This window comes from Kitasatospora sp. NPDC087861, from assembly GCF_044742585.1.
In the GTDB taxonomy this organism is placed as follows: domain Bacteria; phylum Actinomycetota; class Actinomycetes; order Streptomycetales; family Streptomycetaceae; genus Kitasatospora.
The window spans coordinates 515,019-536,285 of sequence record NZ_JBIUUS010000001.1 but is presented as its reverse complement, the minus strand read 5'-3'; the positions used below and the strand labels follow the sequence as shown (position 1 = coordinate 536,285).

The 21,267-nt window shown below is 71.3% G+C and carries 23 protein-coding genes; 2 read left to right on the top strand and 21 right to left on the bottom strand.

Translation table 11 applies throughout. The annotated features are described in order from the left end of the window. The first annotated feature begins 39 nt into the window (after positions 1-39). Positions 40-609 carry a hypothetical protein gene (locus tag ACIOJE_RS02490; RefSeq protein ID WP_280675764.1) on the top strand — a complete coding sequence of 190 codons (570 nt, stop codon included), beginning with the start codon at positions 40-42 and terminating at the stop codon, positions 607-609. Positions 610-642: 33 nt separating this feature from the next. On the opposite strand, the gene ACIOJE_RS02485 is transcribed toward ACIOJE_RS02490, so the two are convergent. From ACIOJE_RS02485 to glmS, 6 genes are all read right to left on the bottom strand, one after another. Further along, positions 643-837 (bottom strand): hypothetical protein, encoded by a 195-nt coding sequence (locus ACIOJE_RS02485; protein WP_280675085.1) that lies wholly within the window; start codon positions 835-837, stop codon positions 643-645. 106 nt (positions 838-943) lie between these two features. Beyond that, entirely contained in the window at positions 944-1,441 is a 498-nt protein-coding gene (gene tsaE, locus ACIOJE_RS02480) for a tRNA (adenosine(37)-N6)-threonylcarbamoyltransferase complex ATPase subunit type 1 TsaE (RefSeq protein ID WP_280675087.1), read from the bottom strand. Positions 1,442-1,547: 106 nt separating this feature from the next. Next, positions 1,548-2,747, bottom strand: coding sequence for an alpha/beta fold hydrolase (locus ACIOJE_RS02475; protein ID WP_400772749.1), 1,200 nt, complete (start codon positions 2,745-2,747; stop codon positions 1,548-1,550). Beyond that, positions 2,744-3,943, bottom strand: coding sequence for an alanine racemase (gene alr, locus ACIOJE_RS02470; RefSeq protein ID WP_400772748.1), 1,200 nt, complete (start codon positions 3,941-3,943; stop codon positions 2,744-2,746). The genes ACIOJE_RS02475 and alr overlap by 4 nt, the downstream gene beginning before the upstream one ends. A 172-nt stretch (positions 3,944-4,115) precedes the next feature. Next, a complete protein-coding gene (locus ACIOJE_RS02465) occupies positions 4,116-5,591 on the bottom strand; it encodes an NAD(P)H-hydrate dehydratase (protein ID WP_400772746.1) in 1,476 nt (491 codons plus the stop codon). Positions 5,592-5,736: 145 nt separating this feature from the next. After that, positions 5,737-7,593 carry a glutamine--fructose-6-phosphate transaminase (isomerizing) gene (glmS, locus tag ACIOJE_RS02460; RefSeq protein ID WP_280675096.1) on the bottom strand — a complete coding sequence of 619 codons (1,857 nt, stop codon included), beginning with the start codon at positions 7,591-7,593 and terminating at the stop codon, positions 5,737-5,739. Between the two features lie 99 nt (positions 7,594-7,692). On the opposite strand from glmS, the gene coaA reads away from it, so the two are divergent. Then, positions 7,693-8,688 (top strand): type I pantothenate kinase, encoded by a 996-nt coding sequence (gene coaA, locus ACIOJE_RS02455; protein ID WP_280675098.1) that lies wholly within the window; start codon positions 7,693-7,695, stop codon positions 8,686-8,688. 85 nt (positions 8,689-8,773) lie between these two features. Here coaA and glmM read toward each other — a convergent pair whose 3' ends face one another. From glmM to secY, 15 genes are all read right to left on the bottom strand, one after another. Next, on the bottom strand, positions 8,774-10,138 hold the full coding sequence (gene glmM / locus ACIOJE_RS02450) for a phosphoglucosamine mutase (RefSeq protein ID WP_400772743.1): 1,365 nt from the start codon (positions 10,136-10,138) through the stop codon (positions 8,774-8,776). A 164-nt stretch (positions 10,139-10,302) separates the two neighbouring features. Next, on the bottom strand, positions 10,303-10,824 hold the full coding sequence (gene rpsI, locus ACIOJE_RS02445; RefSeq protein WP_400772826.1) for a 30S ribosomal protein S9: 522 nt from the start codon (positions 10,822-10,824) through the stop codon (positions 10,303-10,305). Between the two features lie 33 nt (positions 10,825-10,857). Beyond that, on the bottom strand, positions 10,858-11,301 hold the full coding sequence (rplM, locus tag ACIOJE_RS02440; RefSeq protein WP_030055846.1) for a 50S ribosomal protein L13: 444 nt from the start codon (positions 11,299-11,301) through the stop codon (positions 10,858-10,860). 245 nt (positions 11,302-11,546) lie between these two features. Continuing rightward, the gene (locus tag ACIOJE_RS02435; RefSeq protein ID WP_400772741.1) at positions 11,547-13,205 is read right to left on the bottom strand and encodes an ABC-F family ATP-binding cassette domain-containing protein; all 1,659 of its coding nucleotides are present in this window, start codon (positions 13,203-13,205) and stop codon (positions 11,547-11,549) included. 41 nt (positions 13,206-13,246) lie between these two features. Then, a complete protein-coding gene (gene truA, locus ACIOJE_RS02430) occupies positions 13,247-14,158 on the bottom strand; it encodes a tRNA pseudouridine(38-40) synthase TruA (RefSeq protein ID WP_280675108.1) in 912 nt (303 codons plus the stop codon). 92 nt (positions 14,159-14,250) lie between these two features. After that, positions 14,251-14,730 (bottom strand): 50S ribosomal protein L17, encoded by a 480-nt coding sequence (gene rplQ, locus ACIOJE_RS02425; protein ID WP_359897505.1) that lies wholly within the window; start codon positions 14,728-14,730, stop codon positions 14,251-14,253. A gap of 127 nt (positions 14,731-14,857) precedes the next feature. Beyond that, a complete protein-coding gene (locus ACIOJE_RS02420) occupies positions 14,858-15,880 on the bottom strand; it encodes a DNA-directed RNA polymerase subunit alpha (RefSeq protein ID WP_030055844.1) in 1,023 nt (340 codons plus the stop codon). 145 nt (positions 15,881-16,025) lie between these two features. Further along, positions 16,026-16,433: a 30S ribosomal protein S11 gene (rpsK, locus tag ACIOJE_RS02415; RefSeq protein WP_014136257.1), complete on the bottom strand. Its 408-nt coding sequence runs from the start codon at positions 16,431-16,433 to the stop codon at positions 16,026-16,028. Positions 16,434-16,505: 72 nt separating this feature from the next. Then, positions 16,506-16,886, bottom strand: coding sequence for a 30S ribosomal protein S13 (rpsM, locus tag ACIOJE_RS02410; RefSeq protein WP_148644398.1), 381 nt, complete (start codon positions 16,884-16,886; stop codon positions 16,506-16,508). 178 nt (positions 16,887-17,064) lie between these two features. Then, positions 17,065-17,178, bottom strand: a complete 114-nt coding sequence (gene rpmJ, locus ACIOJE_RS02405; protein WP_003956441.1) for a 50S ribosomal protein L36 — start codon at positions 17,176-17,178, stop codon at positions 17,065-17,067. A gap of 32 nt (positions 17,179-17,210) precedes the next feature. After that, positions 17,211-17,432 (bottom strand): translation initiation factor IF-1, encoded by a 222-nt coding sequence (gene infA / locus ACIOJE_RS02400; protein WP_003956442.1) that lies wholly within the window; start codon positions 17,430-17,432, stop codon positions 17,211-17,213. Positions 17,433-17,626: 194 nt separating this feature from the next. Continuing rightward, positions 17,627-18,052, bottom strand: a complete 426-nt coding sequence (gene mscL, locus ACIOJE_RS02395) for a large conductance mechanosensitive channel protein MscL (RefSeq protein WP_400772740.1) — start codon at positions 18,050-18,052, stop codon at positions 17,627-17,629. A 139-nt stretch (positions 18,053-18,191) separates the two neighbouring features. After that, the gene (map, locus tag ACIOJE_RS02390) at positions 18,192-19,031 is read right to left on the bottom strand and encodes a type I methionyl aminopeptidase (protein WP_280675119.1); all 840 of its coding nucleotides are present in this window, start codon (positions 19,029-19,031) and stop codon (positions 18,192-18,194) included. Between the two features lie 108 nt (positions 19,032-19,139). Continuing rightward, on the bottom strand, positions 19,140-19,793 hold the full coding sequence (locus ACIOJE_RS02385) for an adenylate kinase (protein WP_280675121.1): 654 nt from the start codon (positions 19,791-19,793) through the stop codon (positions 19,140-19,142). Then, positions 19,793-21,103 carry a preprotein translocase subunit SecY gene (secY, locus tag ACIOJE_RS02380; protein ID WP_280675123.1) on the bottom strand — a complete coding sequence of 437 codons (1,311 nt, stop codon included), beginning with the start codon at positions 21,101-21,103 and terminating at the stop codon, positions 19,793-19,795. The genes ACIOJE_RS02385 and secY overlap by 1 nt, the downstream gene beginning before the upstream one ends. Positions 21,104-21,267: the final 164 nt, after the last annotated feature.

Genomic DNA, 21,267 nt, shown 5'->3' with positions numbered 1-21,267 from the left:
TACGTAAAGGGACGGCGGCGGGAGCAGCACGTGGCGAAGATGGGTCCTGGTGTGGTGGTCACGGGGCTGACCCTGGGGGCCCTGGCGGTGGTGAGCCTGCTGGCTTTCCAGGCCAACGGCGCTCAGGACCGGGCCGGCGGCGCCAAGCCGGTCGCCAGCACCACGACGTCCAGCGGGCCGGCCGCCTCCGCGACGCCGAGCGCCTCGGCCACCCCGACGGTCCCGGCGCTGCCGACCACCTCGGGCACCGGCACGCGGGTGGTCTACTCGATCGGCAGCCACTACGTCTGGCTGGTCGACCCGAAGAAGACCCCGCAGGTCACGGCCGCCTTCCCGGTCACCCCGGGCTCGGTCGAACCGGCCCCGGGCAGCTACGCGGTCTACAGCCGCACCGCCGGCACCACCGGGACGGACGGCCGGCAGGTCGAGCACGTGGTGCGCTTCGCGCAGCAGAACGGCGTGGTGTTCGGCTTCAGCGCGACCGTGGACGGCGCCACGCCGACCGTCGACCCGAAGGCGAAGACCGGCGGCATCCGCAGCGGTCGCCCGGAGGGCCAGCTGCTCTGGGACTTCGCGCCGAAGGACACCAAGGTGGTCGTGATCGCCTGACGCCCCGGCCCGCCGGACGGGCCCCGGGGCAGGCTAGGCCGCGCGGGGCGTTCCGGTCTCCGGTTCCTCGGCTTCCCGGGGCTCCGGCCCGGGCGGGGTGGACACCGCCTCGGCGGCCGCGCAGGCGGCCAGCAGCGCCCGCATCGGCTCCCCCGGAGCGCGGCGGGCGGACTCTCCGGCCCCGGCGCCGTGCACGGCGCGCTCCGGGGCGGGGGTGGTGCTCGACATGGCGCCTCCCTAGTTAGGCAGACCTAACCGCAGCACCCATCCCACCACGCCCGGCACCCCGCCCGCAACACTTACCGACAGCCCGTCGGCAAAAGGGCGCACCGGCTCAGGCGAGCGCCTCCAGCGCGACGCCCGTCCAGCGCGGGCCGACGCCGGTCAGCACCACCCGGCGCGGGTCCAGGTCGTCCTCGTCGGCGGTGTCGCCGAGAGCGCGCTCGATCCGCACCTCCAGCCGGTCCTCGGACAGCCGCTCGACCTTGCCCTCGCCCCACTCGACCACGACCACCGACTCCGGCAGCGACACGTCCAGGTCGAGGTCCTCCATCTCGTCCAGGTCCCCGCCGAGCCGGTACGCGTCCACGTGCACCAGCGCCGGGCCGCCGACCAGCGACGGGTGCACCCGGGCGATCACGAAGGTCGGTGAGGTCACCGCCCCGCGGACCTGCAGTCCCTCCCCCAGGCCCCGGGTCAGCGTGGTCTTCCCGGCCCCCAGCTCGCCGGAGAGCAGTACCAGGTCCCCCGGCCGCAGCAGCGCGGCCAGCTCCCGGCCGAGCCGGCCCATCCGCTCCGGGGTGGGGACGGTGAGAGTGGCGTGCGAGCCCATGCGCGTGTCGTGCCCTTCGTCCGTACCGGCGTTCCGACCACCGGCCGCCCCCGCTACCGTGCCACATCGCCGACCCGGCGTGTGCCGGGCGGCCTCAGGGCGGGGCTCAGGCCTGGTCCAGGACCGCCGGGGGCGGCGGCGCGACGCCGGCGAGTTCGGCGGCCCGGCGCAGCAACGCCGCCAGCTCGTCGTCGACCAGTTCCGGGCGCTCCAGCATCACCAGGTGCCCGGCGCCCTCCACCAGGACCAGCTCCGCGCCGGGCAGCCGCTCGGCCATCGCCTCGCTGTGCGCCGACGGCGTCAGCAGGTCCTTCGTACCGGCCAGCACCAGCGTCGGCAGTCCGTGCAGGGCGGCGAGCGCCGCGTACTTCTCGTGCGCGCCGAACACCGGGTAGAACTCGGCGACCACGTCGATCGGGGTGGCGTCCAGCAGCTGCTCGGCGAACCGCACCACGGCCGGGTCGACGTCCCTCCCGCCGAAGGAGAACTTCCGGTAGAAGACGGAGGTGACGTCCGAACCCAGCCGTCTGGTCGCCTCCACCAGCTCGACCTGGCGGCCCAGCAGCCGCATCATCCCGGGCGCGACCTTCTTGAACAGCTTCGCGCCGGCCGACGGCAGGCCGAGGCTGACCTCGTTCCAGTCCCCCGCCAGCGTGCCGATCAGCGCGACGCCGGCCACCCGCTCGCGGAACAGCTCCGGGTGCTGGTCGGCCAGCGCCATCACCGTCATGCCGCCCATCGAGTGGCCCACCAGCACCAGCGGCCCGGTCGGCGCGACGGCGTCGATCACCGCCTTGAGGTCCCCGCCCAGCTGGTCGATGCTGGCCGGCTCGCCGGCCAGGTAGGAGCGGGAGCGCTCGGAGCGGCCGTGGCTGCGCTGGTCCCAGAAGACCAGCCGCAGGCCCTCGCGCAGCGCGGCCCGCTGGAAGTGCCAGCTGTCCTGGCTGAGGCAGTAGCCGTGGCAGAACACCACGGTCAGCGGCTCGGCGCCGGGGGTGCCGCCGTCCGGCTCGGACCAGCCGGTGCCGTCCAGTTCGACGTACAGCTCGGTGCCGTCCGGCGCGGCCACCGTGCGCGGGCGCCCGCGCAGCGAGCCGTACGGGGCCTCGGCGTCCAGTTCGGCCCGGGCCCGGCGGCGGGTCGCCCGGCCGACGGTCAGCCGCTCGATCGCCACCCCGGCGGCCGCCCCGGCCGCCAACACGCCGACCGAGATCCCGATCACGCCCGCCCGGCTCACCCCGGAGGCCGCGCCGGCCGCCTTGGCCACCGCCGAGACCGGGCCGTCCTCGGCCGCTCCGGCCGTCATGCGGTCAGGCCCTCGATCTGGCTGCCGCCCAGGTAGCGGCGCGGGACCCGGGCGCCGATCCGGGTCACGATCTCGTACGAGATGGTGCCGCAGGCCCGGCCCCAGTCCTCGGCGGTCGGCTCGCCGTGCTCGCCGTTGCCGAACAGCAGCACCTCCTCGCCGATCCCGGGGGTGTCGCCGCCCAGGTCCACGACGAACTGGTCCATCGCCACCCGGCCGGCGACCGTGTGCCACTTGCCGCCGATCTGCACCGGTCCGGTGCCGCTGGCGTGCCGCGGGACGCCGTCGCCGTAGCCGACCGGGACCAGGCCCAACGTGGTCGGGCCCGGCGTCACGTAGTGGTGGCCGTAGCTGACCCCGTGCCCGCCCGGGACGTGCTTGACCAGCGCCAGCCGCGCGGTCAGCGCCATCACCGGGCGCAGCCCGAAGTCGGCCGGCGACCCGACCTCCGGCACCGGCGACAGCCCGTACGCGGCCAGGCCGGTGCGGACCAGGTCGAAGTGGGACTGCGGAAGCAGCAGGGTGGCCGGCGAGTTCGCCAGGTGCCGCACCTGCGGGCGCAGCCCGGCGGCCTCGGCCTGGACCAGCGCGGCACGGAAGGAGTCCAGCTGGGCCTGGATCGACGGGTGGCCCGGCTCGTCGGCGGCGGCGAAGTGCGACCAGACGCCGACCACGGTCAGCAGCCCCTCCGCCTCGGCGCGGCGGGCGGCGGCCACCAGGTGCGGCCAGTCGTGCGGCTGGCAGCCGTTGCGGCCGAGACCGGTGTCCGCCTTCAGATGGACCCGGGCCGCGATGCCGGTCTCCCGGACGGCCGGCAGCAGCTCGTCCAGCGCCCACTGGCCGCTGACCGAGATGTCGAGGTCCGCGCGCAGCGCCTCCCGCCACGGCCCGCCCGGCGTCCACAGCCAGCACAGGATGCGGGCCTGCTCCGGGCGGATGCCCGCGGCCCGCAGCGCCAGCGCCTCCTCGGGCGTGGCGCAGCCGAGCCAGCCGACCCCGTTCGCGACCGCCTCCCGGGCGCACTCGACCGCGCCGTGGCCATAGGCGTCCGCCTTGACCGCGAGCATCACCGCCGAGCTGCCGACGCGCTCGCGCAGTGCGGCGAGGTTGCCACGCAGGGCGGCCAGATCGATCGTCGCCTCGGCCCGTACGCCGTCGGTCAGGGTGGCCGTGCCGGTCGTGTTCGCAGTTGTCATCAGGGTCAGTCTCCCAGACATCCCGGAGTCCTCGCCGAACGGGCCGTCGGCGGGGGCGGCCGACGCCCGGGTCCCGGGCACCGCGCCGACCTGCGGCGCACCGCTCGTCACCCTGTTCCGGACGTCCCCGGACGGCCGATCGGTTCCGCCCCGTCCGCCCGTCCCGCCCCGGCTACGGCTCCCGCACCGCCCGCCACACCGCGGTCAGCGCCTGCGCCACCCCCAGCGCCGTCACCGGCGCGCCCGGGTCGCCCGCCGCGTGACGGCCCGCCAGACCGTGCAGGTAGGCGCCCACGGACGCGGCGTCCAGCGGCGACAGTCCGGCGGCCAGCAAGGAGCCCGCCAGGCCGGCCAGGACGTCGCCGCTGCCGGCGGTGGCCAGCCAGGACGTGCCGGTCGGGTTGACCCGGACGGCGCCGCCCGGGTCGGCGATCACCGTGGTGGAGCCCTTGAGCAGGACCGTCGCCCGGTAGTCGCCGGCCAGCCGGCGGGCGGTGGCCAGCCGGGTCGCGGCCAGCTCCTCGGCGGCCGGCGGCGTGCTGCCGGCGGCGCCCGCGAGCAGCCGGGCGGCCTCACCGGTGTGCGGGGTGAGCAGGGTGGGCGCCGTCCGGCCGGCCAGCACGCCCGGGCCGAGCCGGGCCAGTTCGGTCAGCCCGTCCGCGTCCACCAGCACCGGGACGTCGCTCGCCAGCGCCTCGGCCAGCGCCTGCCGCGCCCCCTCGCCGCCGCCCGGCCCGACCACCCAGGCCTGCACCCGCCCGGCCCCGGCCGGGCCGCCCTCCGTGACCAGCACCTCCGGGAAGCGTCGCACCACCTCCTCGGCCGCCGTGCCGACGTACCGGACGGCGCCCGCGCCGCCCCGCAGCGCCCCGGCGACCGCCAGCAGCGCCGCGCCCGGGTACGTCGCCGAACCGGCCGCCACCCCGACCACGCCCCGCCGGTACTTGTCGCTCTCGACGGCCGGCCGCGGCAGCAGCGCCGCCACGTCCGCGTGCTGCAGGGCCGTCACCTCCGGCGCGGGCGGCTCCAGCCCGATCCCGACCAGCTGGACGGCCCCCGTGTACGACGCGCCCGGGTCGACCAGCAGGCCGGGCTTGTACGTGCCGAAGCAGACCGTGACGTCCGCGCGCAGCGCCTCGCCCGGTACCTCGCCGGTGTCGGCGTCCACCCCGCTGGGCAGGTCCACGGCCACCACGACGCCGCGCCGCGGGGCCTGCGCGTACGGCCGGGCCTCGGAGCGCAGCCCGCCCCGGCCGCCGATGCCGACGATGCCGTCCAGCACCAGGTCCGCACGCGAGAAGTCGGCCAGGCCGGCTTCCCGGTCCAGCACCACCCGGCCACCCGCCGCCCGCAGCGCGGCCAGCCCACCCGTGTGCACCCGCTCCGGCGCCAGCAGCACCGCCGCCACCCGCGCCCCGCGCCGGGCCAGCGCCGCCCCGGCGTACAGGGCGTCACCCCCGTTGTCCCCGCTGCCCGCCAGCACCACCACCCGGCTGCCGTACACCCGCCCCCGACGGCGGGTCAGCAGCCGGGCACAGGTCGCCGCCAGCCCGGCGGCCGCCCGCTGCATCAGCGTCCCCTCCGGCAGCCGCGCCATCAGTTCGGCCTCGGCGGCCCGGACCTGTTCGACACGATGGGCGTGGCGCATGCGGAGGCTCCTTCAGCAGTCGGCTACCGCCGACGTTAGGGCGTGCCCCGGGCCCGCGCCACGGCCCGACGACCGCCGCGGAAACGACACGGCGCCCCTGCGGGAGGACGCAGCCACCGCAGGGGCGCCGTGGGCGCAGGGCGCCTTACTCGACGGTGACCGACTTCGCCAGGTTGCGCGGCTGGTCGACCTCGTGGCCCTTGGCCGTCGCCAGCTCGCAGGCGAAGACCTGCAGCGGCACGGTGGAGACCAGCGGCTGGAGCAGGGTCGGGGTGGCCGGGATGCGGATCAGGTGGTCCGCGTACGGGACGACCGCCTCGTCGCCCTCCTCGGCGATCACGATCGTGCGGGCACCACGGGCCCGGATCTCCTGGATGTTGGAGACGATCTTGTCGTGCAGGATCGACCGCCCGCGCGGCGAGGGCACGACCACGACGACCGGCAGACCCTCCTCGATCAGCGCGATCGGGCCGTGCTTGAGCTCGCCCGCCGCGAAGCCCTCGGCGTGCATGTACGCCAGCTCCTTGAGCTTGAGCGCGCCCTCCAGGGCCACCGGGAAGCCGACGTGACGGCCGAGGAACAGCACCGAGCGGGCGTCGGCCAGGGAGCGGGCCAGCTCGCGCACCGGCTCCATGGTCTGCAGCACCTGCTCGACCTGCTTGGGCGCGTCGCCCAGCTCCTTGATGACGGCGAAGATCTCGTCGCCCCACTTGGTGCCGCGCACCTGGCCCAGGTAGAGGGCGACCAGGTAGCAGGCGACCAGCTGGGTCAGGAACGCCTTGGTGGAGGCGACGGCGACCTCGGGGCCGGCGTGGGTGTACAGCACCGCGTCCGACTCGCGCGGGATCGTGGAGCCGTTGGTGTTGCAGATCGCCAGCACCTTGGCGCCCTGCTCGCGGGCGTGCCGCAGGGCCATCAGGGTGTCCATGGTCTCGCCGGACTGCGAGATGGCGATGACCAGCGTGCCCGGGCCCATGATCGGGTCGCGGTAGCGGAACTCGGAGGCGACCTCGACCTCGCAGGGGATGCGGGTCCAGTGCTCGATCGCGTACTTGGCGATCATGCCGGCGTGGAAGGCCGTGCCGCACGCGACGATGACGACCTTGTCGACCGAGCGCAGGTCGGCGTCGGAGATGCGCAGCTCGTCGAGGGTGAGCCGGCCGTCCGTGCCGATCCGGCCGAGCAGGGTGTCGGCGACGGCCTTCGGCTGCTCGGCGATCTCCTTGAGCATGAAGTAGTCGTAGCCGCCCTTCTCGGCGGCCGAGGCGTCCCAGTCCACGTGGTACTCACGCACCTCGGCGGGGGTGCCGTCGAAGTTGGTCACCGTGACGGACTCCCGGCGCAGCTCGACGACCTGGTCCTGGCCCAGCTCGACGGCCTCGCGGGTGTGCGCGATGAACGCGGAGACGTCGGAGGCGAGGAAGTTCTCGCCCTCGCCGCGCCCGACCACCAGCGGCGAGTTGCGGCGGGCCCCGACGACCACGTCCGGCGCGTCGGCGTGCACGGCGACGAGGGTGAAGGCGCCGTCGAGGCGGCGGCAGACCACCCGCATGGCCTCGGCGAGGTCACCCTCGTAGACCTCGCCGAGCAGGTGCGCGACGACCTCGGTGTCGGTCTCGGAACGGAGGGTGTGGCCGCGCTCGGCGATCTCGGCCCGCAGCTGGGCGAAGTTCTCGATGATGCCGTTGTGCACCACGGCCACCCGGAGGTGGTCGTCCAGATGGGGGTGGGCGTTGGCGTCCGTCGGGCCGCCGTGGGTGGCCCAGCGGGTGTGGCCGATGCCGGTGGTGCCGCCGGGCAGAGGGGTCTCGGTGAGCGACTTCTCCAGGTTGGCGAGCTTGCCGGCCCGCTTGTCGGTGACCAGACTCCACTGCCCGTCGGAGTCCTGCGCCTGCACCGCGACACCGGCCGAGTCGTAGCCCCGGTACTCCAGTCGCTGCAGGCCTGCGATTACTACGTCGAGGGCGGACTGCGCGCCCACGTATCCAACAATTCCGCACATGCGTGCCAGCATAAGGGCGGTTCTGGGACCCTTTTCCCGCTTCCTGCGAACAGTGCGTGACCGACACCACAACCACCGTGAACGCCGCCACGGCTCACAATGGAGCATGTGCTGACCGAACTCTGTACGCGGGGCGCCGCCACGCCCGGCCCGTCGCCGTCCCCCTACGTCGACCTCAGTCGGGCCGAGTGGAGCGCACTGCGCGAGCGTACGCCGCTGCCGCTGACCGCCGAGGAGGTGGAACGGCTCCGCGGCCTCGGTACCGCCCTCGACCTGGACGAGGTCCGCGACGTCTACCTGCCGCTCTCCCGGCTGCTGAACCTGTACATCCATGCCACGCACGAGCTGCGCGGCACGCTGGGCACGTTCCTGGACACGCCGGACACCGAGCGCACCCGCACCCCGTTCATCATCGGCGTGGCCGGCTCTGTAGCAGTCGGCAAGTCGACCACCGCCCGGCTGCTCCAGGCCCTGCTCGCCCGCTGGCCCGAGCACCCGCGGGTCGAGCTGGTGACCACGGACGGCTTCCTGCTGCCCAACGCCGAGCTGCGCCGCCGCGGCCTGATGGCCCGCAAGGGCTTCCCGGAGTCGTACGACCGCCGGGCGCTGATGCGCTTCGTCGCGGACGTGAAGGCGGGCAAGGAGCGGGTCACCGCGCCGGTGTACTCGCACCTGGTGTACGACATCGTGCAGGGCGAGCGGCTCACCGTGGAGCGTCCGGACATCCTGATCGTCGAGGGCCTGAACGTGCTCCAGCCGGCCCTGCCCGGCACCGACGGGCGCACCCGCCTGGCGGTGGCCGACTACTTCGACTTCTCGATCTACGTCGACGCCCGTACCGACGACATCGAGCACTGGTACCTGGACCGCTTCCGCAAGCTCCGGCAGACCGCCTTCCAGGACCCGAACTCCTACTTCCGCCGCTTCACCGAGGTGCCGGAGGAGGAGGCGATGGAGTACGGCCGCCAGGTCTGGCGCACCATCAACAAGCCGAACCTGCTGGAGAACGTGCTGCCGACCCGCGGCCGGGCCACCCTGATCCTGCAGAAGGGGGCGGACCACAAGGTCCGCCGGGCCCTGCTGCGCAAGCTCTGACACGACGACACGACGACACGACGAAAGGGCCCCCGGCGGGGGCCCTTTCGTCGTGTCCGGGGTTCGGCCCGGGCGCAGTCGGGGCTCAGCCCAGGTACATCCGCACGGCCTCGACCAGCCGCTGCGCGACGGCCTCGGCCTGCACCGGGTCGGCGGCCTCGACCATGACCCGGACCAGCGGCTCGGTGCCGGAGGGGCGCAGCAGCACCCGGCCGGTGGAGCCCAGTTCGGCCTCGGCCTCGGCGACCGCGGCGGCCAGCTCGGCGCTGGTGTTCACCCGGCTCTTGTCGACGCCCTTGACGTTGATCAGCTGCTGCGGCAGACGGGTCATCACGGTGGCCAGGTCGGCCAGCGGCTGCTTGGTGGCGGCCAGCCGGGCGCCCAGCATCAGGCCGGTCAGGGTGCCGTCGCCGGTGGTGGCGTGGTCGAGCAGGATGACGTGGCCGGACTGCTCACCGCCCAGCGCGAAGCCGTGCTCCTTCATCGCCTCCAGCACGTAGCGGTCGCCGACGGCGGTCTCCACCAGCTCGACGCCCTCGCGCTCCATGGCCAGCTTGAAGCCGAGGTTGGACATCACGGTGGCCACCGCGGTGTTGCGGCGCAGCGTGCCGGCCTCCTTCATGGCGACGGCCAGGATCGCGATGATCTGGTCGCCGTCCACCTCGTTGCCGTCCGCGTCGGCGGCCAGGCAGCGGTCGGCGTCGCCGTCCAGGGCGATGCCGAGGTCGGCGCGGTGCTCCAGCATGGCGGTCCGCAGCCGGTCCAGGTGGGTGGAGCCGACGCCGTCGTTGATGTTGAGGCCGGTGGGCTCCGCCCCCAGGGTGTGGACGACCTCGGCACCGGCCCGGGCGAAGGCCTCGGGCGCGACGTAGGCGGCCGCGCCGTGGGCGCCGTCGATGACCACCTTGATGCCGTCGAGGCGGTTGGGCAGGACGCCGATCAGGTGGGCGACGTACTTGTCGAAGCCCTCGGTGTACTCGCGCACCCGGCCGACGGCCGCGCCGGTCGGGCGGTTCCAGTCCTCGCCGCCGAGCGTGTGCGTGCCGTAGTGGGCCTCGATCGCGTCCTCGATCCGGTCGTCCAGCTTGTGGCCGCCGCGGGCGAGGAACTTGATGCCGTTGTCCGGCATCGCGTTGTGGCTGGCGGACAGCATCACGCCGAAGTCGGCGCCGAGCGCGCCGGTGAGGTACGCCACGGCCGGGGTGGGCAGCACGCCGACCCGGAGCACGTCGACGCCGGCGCTCGCCAGGCCGGCGATGACGGCGGCCTCCAGGAACTCGCCCGAGGCGCGCGGGTCCCGGCCGACCACCGCGACCGGCCGATGGCCGTCGAAGGCGCCGGCCTCTCCGAGCACATGGGCCGCCGCGACCGACAGTCCGAGCGCGAGCTCGGCCGTCAGGCCCTCGTTGGCCACCCCGCGCACGCCGTCCGTACCGAAGAGTCGTCCCACTGTCCCGTCCTCCATCACCACTGCTCGCAACCCAACCGATGGTCCCCGGCCGCCGCACGATAGCCGGGTAACACGTCGCCCCGGAGTACACGTGGTACTCCGGGGCGACAGTCCGCGCAACCAGGGGTGCGCCGCCAGGGCGGACCGCACCCCCAGGGACGCGATTAGCGCTTGCTGTACTGCGGCGCCTTGCGGGCCTTCTTGAGACCGGCCTTCTTGCGCTCGACGGCACGCGCGTCACGCATCAGGAAGCCGGCCTTCTTGAGGGCGGCGCGGTTGTTGTCCACGTCGGCCTCGTTCAGGGCACGGGCCACGCCGAGGCGCAGCGCGTAGGCCTGACCGGAGACGCCGCCACCGGTGATGCGGGCGACGACGTCGTAACGGCCGTCAAGCTCCAGGAGCTTGAAGGGCTCGTTCACGGTCTGCTGGTGCACCTTGTTGGGGAAGTAGTTCTCCAGGGTGCGACCGTTGATCTTCCACTGGCCGGTGCCGGGGACGATGCGCACGCGGGCGATCGCCTCCTTGCGACGACCCAGGCCGGCGCCGGGGACGGCCTCGCCGAAGCGGCCGGCCAGCGACTCGGAGGTGTAGCTCTCCTCGGAGGTGTACTCGCCCTCGACGGCCTCGGCGGCCTCGTCGAAGTCGACCTCAAGGGTTTCAGTGGTCTCGGCCACGGTGTTCCTCAGCTCTTTTCAGTGTTGGGGGGCTTGGTGGCCGAATTACTGCGCGACCTGGGTGATCTCGAACGGCACCGGCTGCTGGGCAGCGTGCGGGTGCTGGTCGCCCGAGTAGACCTTCAGCTTCGAGAGCATCTGACGGCCCAGGCTGTTCTTGGGGATCATGCCCTTGATGGCCTTCTCGACGGCCTTCTCCGGGTTGTTCGCCAGCAGGTCGTCGTAGCGCACCGACCGCAGACCGCCCGGGAAGCCCGAGTGGCGGTAGGCCAGCTTCTGGGTCTTCTTGTTACCGGACAGGTGCACCTTGTCGGCGTTGATGATGATGACGAAGTCACCAGTGTCAACGTGCGGCGCGTAGATCGCCTTGTGCTTGCCCCGGAGGAGGTTGGCGGCCTGGGAAGCCAGGCGGCCCAGCACGACGTCGGTCGCGTCGATGACGTGCCACTGACGCTGGACGTCGCCGGGCTTGGGGCTGTACGTACGCACGGTCGTAGCCTTCGCTTTTCAGTGAGTGAGTCCTGACAGGAGCACCCGGACGGAAGAGCAGCCTGGTCAACCTTGGACGCAATTCAAGGGGGACCGCTGGTCGTCGACCTGATGTCTCCGGCGTACCGACCTCTCACGTGAGATAGAGCGAGCCAATACGCACATCAAGCGTCCAGGTTACCGGGCGGGCGGGAAGCGGTCAAAAATCGGCCGGCGACGACCGTCCGAAGGGCCCCGCCGACCCCTCAGCGTTCGCGCTCCACCCGGCTCACGTCCCAGACCGGCTCGGGCGATTCGTAGACCCGGCCGTCCGCGCCGAACACCAGGTAGCGGTCGAAGGTCTTGGCGAACCAGCGGTCGTGGGTGACGCACAGCACGGTGCCGTCGAAGGCCTCCAGCCCGGCCTGCAGCGCCTCGGCGCTCTCCAGGTCCAGGTTGTCGGTCGGCTCGTCGAGCAACAGGGCCGTCACACCGGTGAGTTCGAGCTTGAGGATCATCAGCCGGGCCTGCTGCCCGCCGGACAGCGACTCGAACTTCTGCTCCTCCTGCCGGTCCAGCTCGTAGCGGCGCAGCGCGCTCATCGCGGCGCCGCGGCTGAGCGCGTGCTCCTCCTCGATGATCGAGCGCACCGTCCGGCCGAACAGCTCCGGATGGGCGTGGGTCTGCCGGAAGTGGCCGGGGACGACGCGGGCGCCGAGCCTCCAGCTGCCGGTGTGCGCGACGCTCTCGTCGCCGGCCAGCAGCCGCAGGAAGTGCGACTTGCCGGAGCCGTTGGAGCCGAGCACGCCGACCCGCTCGCCGTAGAACACCTCCAGGTCGAAGGGCTTCATCAGGCCGGTGAGCTCCAGCCCCTCCACGGTGACGGCGCGGACGCCCGTCCGCCCGCCCTTGAGCCGCATGGAGATGCTCTGCTCGCGCGGCGGCGCCTCCGGCGGGCCGGCGTCCTCGAACTTCTTCAGCCGGGTCTGGGCGGCGGCGTAGCGGGAGGCCATCTCGTGGCTGACGGACGCGGCCTGGCGCAGGTTGACGACCAGCCTCTTGAGCTTGGCGCGCTCCTCGTCCCAGCGGCGGCGCAGCTCCTCGAAGCGCTCGAAACGGGCCTTGCGGGCCTCGTGGAAGGTGTCGAAGCCGCCGCCGTGCACCCAGACGCTGCTGCCGGCCGCGCCGGTCTCGACGCTGATGATCTTGTCGGCGGTGCGGGAGAGCAGTTCGCGGTCGTGCGAGATGAACAGGACGGTCTTCGAGGTGGCCTTGACGGCCTCCTCCAGCCAGCGCTTGCCGGGGACGTCCAGGTAGTTGTCGGGCTCGTCGAGCAGCAGCACCTCCTCGGGGCCGCGCAGCAGCGCCTCCAGCACCAGCCGCTTCTGCTCGCCGCCCGAGAGGGTGTTCAGGCCACGCCACTGGGCCTTGTCGAAGGGCACCCCGAGGGCAGCCATGGTGCAGACGTCCCAGTCGGTCTCGTAGTCGTAGCCGCCGACGTCGGCCCAGTCGGAGAGCGACTGGGCGTAGGCCATCTGGGTCTTCTCGTCGTCCTGGGCGATCATCGCCAGCTCGGCGGCGTCCACCGCGCGGGCCGCGACGGCGATCCGCCCGGGGGCGACGGACACCAGCAGGTCGCGGACCGAGGCGTCCGGCGGCAGTGCGCCCGGGGTGGCCTGCTGGTCCTCGCGGCCGGTGGTGCCGACGAACTGGCGCATCACGCCGAGCCCGCCGCTGATCGTCACCGTGCCGCCGTGCGGCTGGATGTCCCCCGCGATCATCCGCAGCAGGGTGGTCTTGCCGGCCCCGTTGGCGCCGACCAGGGCGACCGCCGCGCCCTCACCGACCCGGAAGGACGCGTCGTCGAACAGCACCCGCCCGTCCGGCAGGTAGTACTCCAGGTGCGAAATCTCGACGTGTCCCATGCGGACGATTGTCCCAAGCCGACGCGCCCGGCCAAAACGGATTACGCGACGGGCGGCTGACCAGGCAAGGTGCGCATCCGCCTGGCCTGCCGGTTCCGCTCGGCGAGCTGGTCGTCCGGCGGGTAGCCGACCTCCTCAAGGGTGAGCCCGTACGGCCGGATCACGTTGACGGCCGAGTTGCGGACCCCGCCGGCCAGCACCTCGCCCGGGAACTCCACCGGCCGGTGCCCGTCCCCGACCAGCAGCATCGCGCCGACCAGCGCCCGGACCATGTTGTGGCAGAACGCGTCGGCGCGGACGGTGGCGACCGCGAGCGTGCCCTCCTGGGCGGCGTAGGAGTCCACCGGGACACGGTCCCAGTGCAGCTCCAGCAGGGTGCGGATGGTGGTCGCGCCCTCGCGCTTCTTGCAGTACGCGGCGAAGTCGTGCTCGCCGAGCAGCAGTTCGGCGGCCGCGTTCATCCGGTCGACGTCCAGCGGGCGGTCGTGCCACAGCACGTGCCCGCGCAGCAGCGGGTCGACCCCGCCGGGGTGGTCGGCGACCCGGTAGGCGTACCGGCGCCAGATCGCCGAGAAGCGGGCGTCGAACCCGGCCGGGGCCTCGCCGACCCGGTAGATCCGGACGTCCCCGGGCAGCCGGCCTGCCAGCCGGCGCAGCAGCTTCTCGCGGTGCGCCTCCCACAGCTCGGCCGGCAGGTCGACGTGTGCGACCTGGCCGCGGGCGTGCACCCCGGCGTCGGTGCGGCCGGCCACGGTCAGCGGGAAGAGCTCCGGGCTGCGGGTGACGATCTGCAGCGCGGTCTCGATCTCCTCCTGGACCGTCCGGCGGCCGCCGCGCTGGCGGGCCCAGCCGGAGAACTCGGCGCCCTGGTAGGCGAGATCGAGCCGGACCCGGACGTACCCGTCGGCCGGGCCGTCCTTCACCGGCGGCTGCTCGGCGCAATCGTTGACCACTGCTTCTCTTCTCCCGCGATCGGTCCCGGCACAAGGGAACGGGCCCGCTCCCCCATCGCTGGGGAAGCGGGCCCGCATCACACCTGGAGGTGTCAGGCCTGCTCGGCGGCCTCGGCCTCGTCGGCCTTGGTCTCGACGGCGGCGGCCTCGTCGGCCTCCTTGACGGCACGCTTGGTGGCGGCCTCGGCCTCGCCGACGGCGGTCTGCGCGACGGTCAGCGCCTCGACCAGCTCGATCACGGCCATCGGGGCGTTGTCGCCACGACGGGGACCGATCTTGGTGATACGGGTGTAACCACCCGGGCGGTTCTCGTAGCGCGGCGCGATCTCGGTGAAGAGGGTGTGCAGCACCGAGATGTCGGTGATGGTCTTGCGCACCAGGCGACGGTTGTGGATGTCGCCCTTCTTCGCCTTGGTGATCAGCTTCTCCGCCAGCGGGCGCATCCGACGGGCCTTGGCCTCGGTCGTGGTGATGCGGCCGTACTGGAAGAGCTCCCGGCACAGACCGGCGAGCAGCAGCGGCTCGTGGTGCGGGCCGCCGCCGAGGCGGGCACCCTTGGTGGGACGCGGCATGGAATTACTCCTTGAATCTCCTACTGCGGCCGTACCAGGTACCGCAGCGGGCGTACGAGCACGGTGCCCGCACGACTTTCACGACGACGGAGGCGGTTCCGGAGAACCGCCTCCGCGGTCAAGTCTCTCAGTACTGCTCGGTCTCCGCGTAACCCGCGTCGTCCAGGTCGTCGGCGCCGAAGGCGTCGGCGGCCGCGGTCGGGTCGAACCCGGGCGGGCTGTCCTTGAGGGCCAGGCCCATGCCGGCCAGCTTCGCCTTGACCTCGTCGATCGACTTCGCACCAAAGTTGCGGATGTCGAGCAGGTCGGCCTCGGAGCGGGCGACGAGCTCACCCACGGTGTGGATGCCCTCGCGCTTGAGGCAGTTGTAGGAGCGGACGGTGAGCTCCAGCTCCTCGATCGGCAGCGCCAGGTCGGCGGCCAGGGCGGCGTCCGTCGGGGACGGGCCCATGTCGATGCCCTCGGCGTCGATGTTCAGCTCGCGGGCGAGGCCGAACAGCTCCACCAGGGTCTTGCCGGCCGAGGCCATGGCGTCGCGCGGACGCATGGCGGGCTTGGTCTCGACGTCGACGATCAGCTTGTCGAAGTCGGTCCGCTGCTCGACACGGGTGGCCTCGACCTTGTAGGTGACCTTCAGCACCGGGCTGTAGATCGAGTCGACCGGGATGCGGCCGATCTCCTGGCCGGAGGCCTTGTTCTGGACGGCGGAGACGTAGCCGCGACCGCGCTCGACGGTCAGCTCCATCTCCAGCTTGCCCTTGCCGTTCAGCGTGGCGAGGACCAGCTCCGGGTTGTGCACCTCGACACCCGCCGGCGGGGCGATGTCGGCGGCGGTGACGACACCCGGGCCCTGCTTGCGCAGGTACATCACGACCGGCTCGTCGTGCTCCGAGGAGACGACCAGCTGCTTGATGTTGAGGATGAGGTCGGTCACGTCCTCCTTGACGCCCGGCACGGTGGTGAACTCGTGCAGGACGCCGTCGATGCGGATGCTGGTGACAGCGGCACCCGGGATCGACGACAGGAGCGTGCGGCGCAGGGAGTTGCCGAGGGTGTAGCCGAAGCCCGGCTCCAGCGGCTCGATCACGAACCGCGAGCGGAACTCGTCGACGACCTCTTCGGTCAGCGAGGGGCGCTGAGCGATAAGCATGAGGGGTGTTCCTCCAGTTGTCTTCGGCACCCACTATTTGATGCCGACAGGACCAAGCGTACGGGGTCCCGCAAGCAGCGACGAATCACTACGTGGGACCCCGTACGAGGTTTAAAGCGTTACCCGCGAGCCCGAAGGCGCTGCGTCAGACGCGGCGGCGCTTCGGCGGACGGCAGCCGTTGTGCGGGGTGGGGGTGACGTCCTGGATCGAGCCGACCTCCAGGCCGGTGGCCTGGAGCGAACGGATCGCGGTCTCGCGGCCGGAGCCCGGACCCTTCACGAAGACGTCGACCTTGCGCATGCCGTGCTCCTGCGCGCGACGGGCAGCGGCCTCGGCGGCCATCTGCGCGGCGAACGGGGTGGACTTGCGCGAGCCCTTGAAGCCGACGTGGCCGGCGGAGGCCCAGGAGATCACGTTGCCCGAGGGGTCGGTGATCGAAACGATGGTGTTGTTGAACGTGCTCTTGATGTGCGCGTGGCCGTGAGCGACGTTCTTCTTTTCCTTGCGGCGGATCTTCTTCGCGCCGGCAGCCTGACGACCCTTGGGGGGCATAAGTCTGTTCTCCTACTGAGGTGGTCGGTCCGCTGACCCGCGGGCCGGAGGGATGTCCGGTTACGGGACGGACTACTTCTTGCCCGGCTTCTTCTTACCGGCGATCGCGCGACGCGGGCCCTTGCGGGTACGCGCGTTGGTGTGGGTGCGCTGGCCGCGGACCGGCAGGCCGCGACGGTGACGCAGACCCTCGTAGCAGCCGATCTCGACCTTGCGGCGGATGTCGGCGGCCACCTCACGGCGGAGGTCACCCTCGACCGTGTAGTTGGCGTCGATGTACTGGCCCAGCTTGACGAGGTCTTCCTCGGTGATGTCGCGAACGCGGACATCCGGGTTGACGCCGGTCTCGGCCAGGGTCTGCTGGGCGCGGGTACGGCCGATGCCGTACACGTACGTAAGGGCGATCTCGATCCGCTTCTCACGGGGGAGATCAACGCCGGCGAGGCGTGCCATTCAAGGCTCCTGTGTTTCTTCAGAGGTCTTGCGTGCTACCTACTCCGTCACCTCACGGTGAGGGAGCCCCGGCCTCTGACCGGGGGCGGCAGTCCGCCCTTTCACAAGGATGGATCGGGTAGCCCGCTTATGACGTTTTCGCGTCGCGCGAAGTACTACGAGAAATGCTGGGGAGAGATCAGCCCTGGCGCTGCTTGTGGCGCAGGTTGTCGCAGATCACCATGACCCGGCCGTGACGGCGGATCACCTTGCACTTGTCGCAGATCTTCTTGACGCTCGGCTTGACCTTCATGTTCAGGTTCTCCGGGTCTAGATCTGACGTTCTTACTTGTAGCGGTAGACGATCCGCCCGCGCGTGAGGTCGTAGGGGCTGAGCTCCACGACGACCCGGTCGTCCGGCAGGATGCGGATGTAGTGCATGCGCATCTTGCCACTGATGTGCGCGAGGACCTTGTGACCGTTCTGCAGCTCGACCTTGAACATCGCGTTCGGCAGAGACTCGATCACGGTGCCCTCGATCTCAATGGCGCCTTGCTTCTTAGCCATGAACTGCGAGATCCACCTTCCGGGACCGGCTACCGTATGCGGAACGCTCGTGCGAACCTGGGTTCACCCCGTCCCCGAGGGGAAGAGGGCGCGCTGAAGCACGCTACGAGTGAGCCGACGGTCCATCCTACGCCAGCGCGTCCGGTGGGCCAAAACGGGATCCCGGAACGCGGCCGCCGTCACACCCGAGCGGGTCACACCCGGGTGGTGACCGCCAGCGGCTCGACGTGGGCGGTGCAGGCCGAGCAGCGGCGGGCGGCCTCGGGGATCTCGGTCAGGCACTCGGGGCAGGGCCGCTTGAGGGTCTTCGGCTTCTTCGGCAGGTACCGCGCGGTCGCCTTGGTGATCGGCAGGACGACGCAGAAGTAGAGCACCGCTGCGGTCATCACGAAGGCGATCAGCACGTTCAGGAACTGGCCGTACGGGAAGGTCACCCCGGCGACCGTCGCCTTGTACGAGCTGAAGTCACCGGCCGCGCCGACCACCACACCGACCAGCGGAGTCAGGAAGGCGGACACGAAGCCGGTCACCACCGCGGTGAACGCGGCGCCGATGACCACACCGACCGCCATGTCGACCACGTTGCCGCGCATCATGAAGTCGCGGAATCCCTTGAGCACTGCTCTCTCCTGCCGATCGAAGCTGCTGAAGCCACTGCCAGCCGATAAAAATAGGACAAAAGCCCTGGAGGTCCAAACCTCCAGGGCTCTGATCCCTTGTCAGCGGCCGAAGCCGGCCGCTCAGCCGGCCACCGACCGACTAGCCGAGCGGGTCCGGAGCAGCGGTGACGCCCAGCTTCGCGAGCTCCGCCTTGCCGCCGTCGAAGGCGGTCAGGACCAGCGGGCCCTCCTCGGTGACGGCCACCGAGTGCTCCCAGTGCGAGGCCCAGGTGCCGTCGTCGGTGACGACCGTCCAGTCGTCCTCCAGCACGGTGGTGTGCGGGGTGCCCAGCGAGACCATCGGCTCGATCGCCAGCACGGTGCCGGGGATCAGCTTCGGGCCCTTGCCGCGGCCGCGCTCGACGTAGTTCAGCACGTGCGGCTCCATGTGCATCGCGGTGCCGATGCCGTGGCCGCCGTAGCCCTCGGTGATGCCCCACTTGCCCTTGGGGGGCAGCGGCTGGCGGCGGATGAAGCCCTCGATCGCCTTGGAGACGTCGACCAGGCGGTTGTTCTTCTTCATCTGGGCGATGCCGGCCCACATCGAGCCCTCGGTGACCCGGCTCAGCATCTCGACCTCGGGGCGGACCTCGCCGACCGCCACGGTGATCGCCGAGTCGCCGTGCCAGCCGTCCAGGATGGCGCCGCAGTCGATCGAGATGACGTCGCCCTCCTGGAGCACCCGGTCGCCGGGGATGCCGTGCACGACCTCGTTGTTCACCGAGGCGCAGATCACCCCCGGGAACCACAGGCCGCCGTGGTGGGCACGGAAGTTGGAGGTCGCGCCATGGCCGGTGATGACCTTGTCCGCGATGTCGTTGAGCTCCTGGGTCGTCACCCCCGGAGCGACCGCCTCCCGGCAGGCCTTGAGCGCCTCGGCGACGACCAGCCCGGCCGCTCGCATCTTCGCGATCTGCTCGGGGGTCTTGATCTCCACCATCTGGTCACGCCTTCCACGTTCTGTTTGCCACTGCCTACCACCGTACGACGCCGTACGGCCGCGCCGCCCGGGATCGGGGAGCGCGGCCGTACGGCGTCGCCTGGAAACTCAGTTGTCCTGCTTCAGCGCCTCGATCGCGCGCCGGGTGACCTCGTCCACCTTGCCGAGGGCCGAGATCGTCGCCACCAGGCCCTGCTGGGCGTAGTAGTCGATGATCGGCTCGGTCTCCGTGTGGTAGACCTCCAGGCGCGTGCGCACCTTGTCCTCGGTGTCGTCCGAGCGCTGGTACAGCTCGCCGCCGCACTCGTCGCAGACGCCGTCGACCTTCGGCGGGTTGTAGTCCACGTGGAAGACGTGGCCACCGTCGTTGCGGCACAGGCGGCGGCCGGCGATCCGGCGGACGACCTCGTCCTCGGGGACCTCCAGGTCCAGCACGCCGTCCAGCTTGATGCCCTGCTCGGCGAGGAACTCGTCCAGCGCCTTGGCCTGGCCCAGGTTGCGGGGGAAGCCGTCGAGCAGGAAGCCGTTGGCGGCGTCATCCTGGAGCATGCGGTCCTTGGCCATCCCGATGGTGACCTCATCCGGCACCAGGCGGCCCGCGTCCATGTAGCTCTTGGCCTCGAGCCCCAGCGGGGTGCCCTGACCGATGTTGGCGCGGAACAGGTCGCCGGTGGAGATGTGGGGAATGGACAGGGTCTTGGCGAGCAAGTGCGCCTGAGTACCCTTCCCGGCCCCGGGAGGACCAACGAGGACGATACGCATCAGCGGAGGAACCCTTCGTAATTGCGCTGCTGGAGCTGGCTCTCGATCTGCTTCACAGTTTCGAGTCCGACGCCGACGACGATGAGCACGCTGGTGCCGCCGAACGGGAAGTTGGTCTGCTGTCCGAAGGCGACCAGGGCGATCATCGGGATCAACGCGATCAGGCCCAGGTAGAGCGAACCCGGCCACGTGATTCGGGTCAGCACGTAGTTCAGGTACTCGGCCGTCGGTCGGCCGGCCCGGATGCCCGGGATGAAGCCACCATACTTCTTCATATTGTCGGCAACTTCTTCGGGGTTGAAGGAGATGGCGACGTAGAAGAAGGCGAAGAAGACGATCAGCAGGAAGTAGGTGGCCATGTAGATCGGGTGGTCACCCTTGACGAAGTTCGTCCGGATCCACGTGGCCCAGCCCGCCTGACTGTTGGTCAGCTGGACCACCAGGGCCGGGATGTACAGCAGCGACGAGGCGAAGATGACCGGAATGACACCGGCCTGGTTCACCTTGAGCGGGATGTAGGTCGAGGTGCCGCCGAACGCCCGCCGGCCGATCATCCGCTTCGCGTACTGGACCGGGATCCGGCGCTGGGCCTGCTCCACGAAGATGACCAGCATCACGACGATGACGCCGACCGCGACCACGGACAGGAACTCGACCCAGCCGCCGCCGATGGTGCCGGAGCTCTTGATCGCCCACATCGAGGACGGGAACTGCGCGGCGATCGAGGTGAAAATCAGCAGCGACATGCCGTTGCCGATGCCGCGGTCGGTGATCAGCTCGCCCAGCCACATGATCACCGTGGTGCCGGCGGTCATCGTGATCACCATGACGGCGATCCGGAAGACGCCGGTGTCCGGCACGATCTGGTTGGCCACGGGGCAGCCCGAGAACAGCGCGCCGCTGGAGGCCGTCGCCACGATGCCGGTGCCCTGGAGCACGGCGAGCGCGATGGTCAGGTAGCGGGTGTACTGGGTGATCTTCGCTGTGCCGGCCTGGCCCTCCTTCTTCAGCGCCTCCAGTCGCGGGATCACGACCGTGAGGAGCTGGAGGATGATGCTCGCGGTGATGTACGGCATGATGCCGAGCGCGAAGATCGTCAGCTGGAGGAGCGCGCCACCGCTGAACAGGTTGACGAGCCCGAAGAGGCCGTTGTTCTTGGTCTCCTTCACACACTCGTTCACGGCCGTGAAGCTCACGCCGGGGATCGGAATGTGCGAGCCCAGCCGGAACAGCACCATGATGCCCAGCGTGAACAGCAGCTTCTTGCGCAGGTCGGGCGTCTGGAACGCCCGCGCGAACGCACTGAGCACGGTGCCTCCTGCGCCTCCCGCACGTCGTCGGCGGGAGGGTCGGTCCTGAATGGGAGTTTGGCGGTACGGGCTCCCGTACGGACGGCACAGGCGAGCCTATGCGCAGCCTACAAGGGAACTCCACGGACTCTAACAGTGCGCAGCCACTCGGAAGAAGCGCGTAC